Consider the following 7,112-nt stretch of genomic DNA (forward strand, 5'->3'; position numbering starts at 1 on the left):
TTGGATGAACAGCTCGAGACCTGCGAGGCCAAATGCTATGTGCTTCAGGACCTGGACTGGATTATCAGTAGTGATACGGTGGTCAGGCCGGATGTAATGGTGGTATGTGATGACATTCAAAACACCATTACCAGGCCGCCGGAGGTTATCTTTGAGATCGTTTCTGAAAAAAACGCCTCCACAGATGAGAGATATAAATTTGAACTTTATCAAAAAGAAGGCGTCAGGTATTATGTATTGTGTTATCCAGCCTTGAAAAAGGCAAAGGTTTACAGATGGAGAAACGGCAAATACATAAAAGAAGGGGACTTCAGAGAAGAAATCTTCAGGTTTGAGACATCTTGCAGCCTGTCTCTGGAGTTCAAGAAAATCTGGTTCAAATAACATTGGTATAAAATTTGCATATTCTAAAATTGCAGGACATTTGCAATAAAACAGTAAAATTGAGGTTAAAAAGGAAAGCCAGCCATAGCTGCCAATCTGGGCGCCAAGGTGGTTATGGAGATGCTTGAGTGGCGCAACCGGCCTTCAGATAAAAGCAAAACAAAATCAAGGAGGCAAAAATGAAAGAGGTAAGGGTGGCAAAAGAGGCAAGTGGCAAAGGGCTCTTGAAAGGGCAAGGTGGTTTTACACTGGTGGAGCTGGCGATAGTGTTGGTGATAATTGGGATCATTTTAGGAGCGGTAATCAAGGGGCAGGACCTGATTCAAGGTGCCAGGGCGAAGAAATTGATAACCTCTTTAAAGTCGTGGGAGATGCTTACGTGGGCCTATATGGACAGGATGGGTTATTTTCCGGGCGATGCAGACAACAAAGATGGGCTTATTGGAGATGATGCGGCAGAGCAAACGACTGCAGGGTCTGCAATAGGCACGCTTGCAGCAACGGGCACCATGCAGAATATCCCGCCGAATCCAGTGCAATTGGGCAGTTCGAACTATTATATTTATATAGGCTATGACAGTGGCACAAATAAAAACTGTATGGTCATATGCGCCAATGCAGCGTGTACTGCTACGTTCACCAATGATGACCTGGCTATAATCCAGGCCGTTGATACAGCCATCGACGGCACTGCGGACGCAGGACTTGGTAGATTCAGGGGGGCCACTGCTGTAACCCTTGCAGGTACAGGCACAGTCAACAACATACAGGCCGGCGCGGTTACTGCTGTAACTGCCGTAAATTCAACCACCGCCGGTAGCTCAACGCCGTGGGCCACAACCGATGTGGCGGCGGTTTATATGTTTGATAAGCCTTATTAATGTTGACTGAATATCCTCGAAGGCGTCCAGCGCGGCGCCGGTTGGGGTTGGTGCTAATTAAATTAATGAGTGTCCACTATACAAAGAGAGGGGATCTATTATGAGTCTATATCATCGAGGGCAGAGGGGGTTTACACTGGTGGAGATGGCTATAGTGTTGGTGATCATTGGGATCATACTGGCCGCTGTTTTGAAGGGTGGCGAGCTGATCGGCAATGCGAAAATTAAGAGGTTTTATAATGAGCAAAGAGAGATATTCGCCGCCCTTTATACGTATTATGATAAATATGGGTATTTCCCGGGCGATGATCCTGCAGCCAGCGGCAGATGGCCAGGTGTTACGGTTACAAATGGGAATGGGAACGGCCTGATTGCGGTTGGCGCTGCATCCACTGCGCCAAACTTTGCTTGTTCAGGCACAGGTACTGAGCAGTGCGACCTTTGGCAGGAGTTGAGGGCGGCTGATATCTTGACGGGTTCCGGTTTTACCAACCCGACCCATCCCTATGGTGGGGCAATAGCTGTTTCGTATTATACCATGCCGGCGATTGCAGGTGGTACGGCATTGACTGCCAACTGGATACATTTTCAAAACGTCCCCTATGATGTCTGTCAGGCTATTGACAGGTTGTATGATGACGGCAATGCAGGCAAGGGAGCCATAAGGGGGACGGCCGATTATATGGCCGCGACAAACGGCGTATATCAATTGAGCTTTAAGTTCTGATTGTGTGGCGCAAGGTCACATAACCGCCCTTGCGCCATCCAAGAGCCCGACAAGATATTGCCCGTAGCCGTTTTTGAGCATCGGCTGGGCAAGGGCCTCAAGCTCGCGCTTGCCTATGTATCCCATGCGGAATGCGATCTCCTCCGGACACGAGACCTTGAGCCCTTGGCGTTTTTCGATGGTCTGGATAAACAAAGACGCCTCAAGCAGGGATTCATGTGTGCCCGTGTCTAGCCATGCCATGCCCCTGCCCATGACGACTACGTCCAGTTCCCCTTTTTCGAGGTAGGCCTTATTGATGTCGGTTATCTCGAGCTCGCCCCTTGCCGACGGCCTTATGGCCTTTGCGATGTCGGTCACCTTGCCGTCATAAAAATAGAGGCCGGTGACGGCATAGCGCGACCTCGGGATCTTTGGTTTTTCTTCGATATTTATGACCCTGCCGCTCTTGTCGAATTCCACTACGCCGTAACGCTCAGGGTCTTTTACTGGGTAGGCAAATATGCTCGCACCGGTTTGTTTTTGTGAGGCCTTTTTGAGCAATGCCTGTAGGTCGTGGCCGTAAAAGATGTTGTCGCCGAGCATTAGTGCGCAGCTTTTGTTTTCAATGAATTTCTCCCCAATTATGAACGCCTGGGCGATACCCTCGGGCCTTTGTTGTACACCATAAGAAATGTTGATTCCCCACTGGTTGCCGTTTCCAAGGAGTTGCTCAAAGCGCGGGGTGTCGGCAGGGGTCGAGATCACAAGGATGTCCCTGATACCTGCGAGCATTAGGGTGCTGAGCGGATAATATATCATCGGCTTGTCATAGACGGGGAGGAGCTGCTTTGAGACCGCGATCGTTGATGGATAAAGCCTTGTGCCTGAACCACCCGCGAGGATGATCCCTTTCATGGATTCCACCCCCTATCGCCGTAATTGAGCGCCATCCATGCCTTGTATGTCCCGGTTTTTATGTTTTGCACCCAGTCCATGTGCTCCAGATACCAAGTTACCGTCTTACGGATGCCATCTTTAAAATTCTCTTTTGGCTGCCAGCCTGTCTCGCACTTCAGCTTGCCTGCATCAATAGCATAGCGGCGGTCGTGGCCAGGCCTGTCCTTGACATTGGTTATCAGGGATGAATAGCCCTTGCCTTTTGGATCGGGACGCAGCTCGTCCAATATGGTGCAGATAGTGTGTACGACATCCAGATTGGTCTTTTCGCTGCCGCCGCCTATGTTGTAGGTCTCGCCCGGTCTGCCTTTGGCCAGGACGATCTTGAGCGCCTCGCAGTGGTCGCCGACATAGAGCCAATCACGTACGTTTAGCCCATCTCCATATATCGGAATCGGTTTGCCTTCGACGGCGTTAAGGATCACAAGGGGGATGAGCTTTTCAGGGAACTGATAAGGGCCGTAATTGTTCGAGCAGTTGGTGATGAGTGTGGGGAGGCCGTATGTGCGGTGAAATGCCCTCACCAGATGGTCGGACGCCGCTTTTGATGCGGAATACGGGCTGTTCGGCGCATAGGGGGATGACTCTGTAAAGGGCGGGTCATCAGGCCCGAGGGAACCGTAGACCTCGTCAGTCGAGATGTGAAGGAGGCGGAATTGCGCCCTTGCCTCTTCGTTTAGGCCTTGCCAATATGTCAAGGCCTCGCTAAGGAGATTGAATGTCCCGTTTATGTTGGTCTTTATGAAATCATCGGGTGCATGGATAGAGCGGTCAACATGGGTCTCTGCGGCGAAGTTTATGACGGCCCGCGGCCTGTGCCCTGCAAACAGGGCGCTTATAAGCTTACGGTCGTTTATGTCGCCCTGGACAAAGATGTGTCTTGGGTCGTCTTTAAGATGGATAAGGTTTTCAAGGTTTCCGGCATAGGTGAGCTTGTCCAGGTTTACAACCGGCTCATCGCCTTTAGAGAGCCAGTCCACGACAAAGTTTGACCCGATAAAGCCGGCGCCTCCGGTTACAAGTATCATAATAACGCCTTTATGATTCCTAATTTATCTTTAAGGGAAGCTCTAAAAATCCATATTTTGTCATTCCTGCGCAAGCAGGAATCCAGCAAAAACAACAAGATAGATTCCCCATCCCTGGTCAGGTCAGGGACAAACTTCGTGCCCCTTCTTTCTGGGTATGCCTTTTTATACACTGTAAGCACCGACAGGACAACCAGCTGGTCAAAAATTTCAGCTATGCCGGTTGATTCAGGTCAGGCCTGGCAAAACCGTATGATATATGTGTCAATTACGTCCAAGTTGTACCCCTGTCCGCTTTCTCTTTGGGCCATTTATGGCACAGGCGTATTCTCATGTCCCTCCGTACTATGTTTGCAATAACTTATTGAAATAAATAGTTATTTGTTGTTGGTCTCAGTGTCTGACCGATTTGGCCTGATTCTTGGTTCTCTTCTCTGGAATAAAAACGAATAAAAAACGGCTGAAGGAACCAGCCGGGTTTCTTTACACCATGGTTTTGAAAAGGGGGAATCATGTCTTTGTCTACACGAAAAAAGATGGCGAATGCCATCAGAGTGCTCAGTATGGACGCCATCGAAAAGGCAAAATCGGGCCACCCGGGTACGCCCCTTGGTATGGCCGATATTGCCGAGGTGCTATGGAACGACTTTATGCGGCACAACCCGGCCAATCCCGGCTGGTTCAACAGGGACCGGTTTATCCTTTCAAACGGCCACGGTTCCATGCTGCTTTACAGCCTCCTTCATCTGTCAGGTTACGACCTGACTATAGAAGATATCAAACAGTTCAGGCGTCTGCATTCAAAGACCCCAGGCCACCCCGAGCATGGTCTGACTCCAGGTGTGGAAACGACCACCGGCCCCCTGGGCCAGGGGCTTGCCAATGCTGTGGGCATGGCGCTGGCAGAGAAGATGCTCGCGGCCCGGTTCAACCGGGATGGTTTCAACTTAGTTGACCACTTCACCTATGTGTTTGCCGGTGACGGATGTCTGATGGAGGGTATCTCCCATGAATGCTGTTCCCTTGCCGGCACCCTCGGCCTGGGAAAACTCATCCTTTTTTACGATGACAACGGTATATCCATCGACGGCCCGGTGGACGCCTGGTTTTCCGATGACACCCCGAAGAGGTTTGAGGCCTATGGCTGGCATGTCGTCCGGGATGTGGACGGCCACAATCCGGACGCCATCAAAAGGGCCATTATCGAGGCGCGCGCCCAGACCCTGAAGCCCAGCATCATCTGCTGCAGGACTGTAATCGGCTGTGGCGCGCCCAATGCCTGCGGCAAGGCAAGCTGCCACGGCGCTCCTCTCGGCCAGGACGAAATCGCGGCGGCGCGGGAGAGGCTTGCCTGGCCCTATGAACCCTTTGTGATTCCCGAAGACATTTACGCCGGTTGGGACGCCAGAGAAAAGGGTGCGCGAATGGAGCAACAGTGGAATGAGATGCTTGCCGCCTACCGGAAGAGCTATCCGGAACTGGCCTTGGAATTTGAAAGAAGGATCGCCGGCAAGCTGCCGGAATCATTTTCCGGCCAGGCCGTAGAATTTATAAAAGATATTGAAGCAGCCGGCAGGGATATGGCCACCCGCAAGGCCTCCCAGGAGGCCATAGGGAGATATGCGTCATATCTCCCTGAACTTGTTGGCGGGTCGGCTGACCTTACCAGTTCAAATCTCACCAACTGGTCGGGCACCAGGCCGGTCCGGCCTGCTTCTGATTTTGACGGCAACTATGTGCATTACGGGGTCAGGGAATTTGCCATGGCCGCCATGATGAACGGCATGGCCCTGCACGGCGGCTTCATCCCCTATGGCGGTACCTTCCTGGTGTTTTCCGATTACGCACGAAACGCCATGCGCATGTCAGCCCTGATGAAACTCCGGGTCATCTATGTGCTTACCCATGATTCCATCGGTACGGGCGAGGACGGGCCGACCCATCAGCCTGTTGAACATATTGCCAGTCTGCGTCTGATTCCCGGCATGAGCCTCTGGCGTCCGGCGGATGCAGTGGAGACCGCGGTGGCCTGGCAGGCGGCCATTGAAAATGAAAACGGGCCAACCTGTCTGATCCTCTCCCGCCAGACGCTGCCGCACATCGAGCGGCAGCCGGAACAGATGGAAAATATAGCAAGGGGCGCCTATGTGCTGAGAGACTGCCAGGGAAGACCTGAGGCGATCATCATTGCCACCGGCTCGGAGGTGGGGCTCGCCCTTGCGGCGGCCCTGGAGCTTGACAGGATGGGACACCCCATCCGGGTGGTGTCCATGCCGTCAGTGGACCGTTTTGAGGCCCAGGACAGCGAATACCGGGAGGCGGTACTGCCTTCTGATGTTGCCCGCAGGGTGGTGGTAGAGGCCGGCCACACCGGGTGTTGGCACAGGTATGCGGGCAGCAGGGGCCGGGTTATAGGGATAGACAGCTTCGGGAAGTCCGGCCCGGGCAATGAGCTGTTCAAACATTTTGGTTTTGAGGTGCAGCCGATAGTGGATACCGTGCTCAAGGTAATACAAGGGATTTAATGGGAGCCGGGATGAGAAGGACCAAGATCGTTGCCACCCTGGGGCCGGCAACAGACCCTCCCGGTGTTCTGAAAGAGATGATCGTCGCGGGGGTGGACGTGGTCCGCCTGAATTTTTCGCACGGCACGGGCCATGACCACCGCCGACGGGCCGAGGAGGTTCGCCGGATTGCCGCAGAACTGGGGCGGGAAGTGGGGATCATGGCGGATATCCCCGGCGCCAAGATTCGTATTACCGGATTTGCTGATGGTCAGGTGGACATTGCCGAGTCAGACGTCTTTGTCCTTGACCCGGAAATCCCGCCTGGGGCAGGGACCAGGGCTGGGGTTGGCATAAACTACCACAATCTTGCCGCAGATGTAGCGCCTGGGGATACCCTGCTGCTGGATGACGGCCGCATTGTTCTACAGGTGGAGAAGATAGAGCAGAAAAAAATTTTCTGCCGGGTGCTGGAAGGCGGAACGCTTTCCGGCAACAAGGGTGTCAACCGTCTGGGAGGAGGGTTGACGTCACACGCCCTCGGGACCAGGACCCGCCATGACATGGAAAAGGCCGTGGCCCTGGATGCGGACTACGTGGCGGTTTCGTTTCCAAAATGCGGGCAGGATATTATCCGGGCCAGAAAATC

General features: G+C 52.9%; 7 protein-coding genes. 5 read left to right on the top strand and 2 right to left on the bottom strand.

Translation table 11 applies throughout. The features are described 5' to 3' along the window. From ACP5SG_RS08830 to ACP5SG_RS08840, 3 genes are all read left to right on the top strand, one after another. On the top strand, window positions 1–384 hold a 384-nt coding region (locus ACP5SG_RS08830), incomplete at its 5' end, for a Uma2 family endonuclease (RefSeq protein ID WP_428123665.1). Window positions 385–563: 179 nt separating this feature from the next. Beyond that, window positions 564–1,265 carry a prepilin-type N-terminal cleavage/methylation domain-containing protein gene (locus ACP5SG_RS08835; RefSeq protein ID WP_428123672.1) on the top strand — a complete coding sequence of 234 codons (702 nt, stop codon included), beginning with the start codon at window positions 564–566 and terminating at the stop codon, window positions 1,263–1,265. 100 nt (window positions 1,266–1,365) lie between these two features. Then, window positions 1,366–1,992: a prepilin-type N-terminal cleavage/methylation domain-containing protein gene (locus tag ACP5SG_RS08840; protein ID WP_428123679.1), complete on the top strand. Its 627-nt coding sequence runs from the start codon at window positions 1,366–1,368 to the stop codon at window positions 1,990–1,992. A 15-nt stretch (window positions 1,993–2,007) separates the two neighbouring features. Here ACP5SG_RS08840 and rfbA read toward each other — a convergent pair whose 3' ends face one another. Both rfbA and rfbB read right to left on the bottom strand, forming a co-directional pair. Continuing rightward, window positions 2,008–2,889, bottom strand: coding sequence for a glucose-1-phosphate thymidylyltransferase RfbA (gene rfbA, locus ACP5SG_RS08845; protein ID WP_407932026.1), 882 nt, complete (start codon window positions 2,887–2,889; stop codon window positions 2,008–2,010). After that, entirely contained in the window at window positions 2,886–3,959 is a 1,074-nt protein-coding gene (rfbB, locus tag ACP5SG_RS08850; RefSeq protein ID WP_237889056.1) for a dTDP-glucose 4,6-dehydratase, read from the bottom strand. Before rfbB ends, rfbA begins: the two co-directional genes overlap by 4 nt. A 518-nt stretch (window positions 3,960–4,477) precedes the next feature. Between rfbB and tkt the strand changes: the two genes are divergently transcribed. Both tkt and ACP5SG_RS08860 read left to right on the top strand, forming a co-directional pair. Beyond that, entirely contained in the window at window positions 4,478–6,484 is a 2,007-nt protein-coding gene (tkt, locus tag ACP5SG_RS08855; protein WP_424661734.1) for a transketolase, read from the top strand. 11 nt (window positions 6,485–6,495) lie between these two features. Continuing rightward, window positions 6,496–7,112 (top strand): pyruvate kinase (locus tag ACP5SG_RS08860; RefSeq protein WP_428123685.1); only part of this gene is annotated, 617 nt, incomplete at its 3' end.

The organism is Dissulfurimicrobium sp. (assembly GCF_049968175.1).
Lineage (GTDB): Bacteria > Desulfobacterota > Dissulfuribacteria > Dissulfuribacterales > Sh68 > Dissulfurimicrobium > Dissulfurimicrobium hydrothermale.

Coding starts and splice junctions, on each gene's coding strand:
- rfbB (WP_237889056.1), bottom strand. CDS start 3,959: ATGATACTTGTAACCGGAGGCGCCGGCTTTATCGGGTCAAACTTTGTC.
- rfbA (WP_407932026.1), bottom strand. CDS start 2,889: ATGAAAGGGATCATCCTCGCGGGTGGTTCAGGCACAAGGCTTTATCCA.
- ACP5SG_RS08835 (WP_428123672.1), top strand. CDS start 564: ATGAAAGAGGTAAGGGTGGCAAAAGAGGCAAGTGGCAAAGGGCTCTTG.
- ACP5SG_RS08840 (WP_428123679.1), top strand. CDS start 1,366: ATGAGTCTATATCATCGAGGGCAGAGGGGGTTTACACTGGTGGAGATG.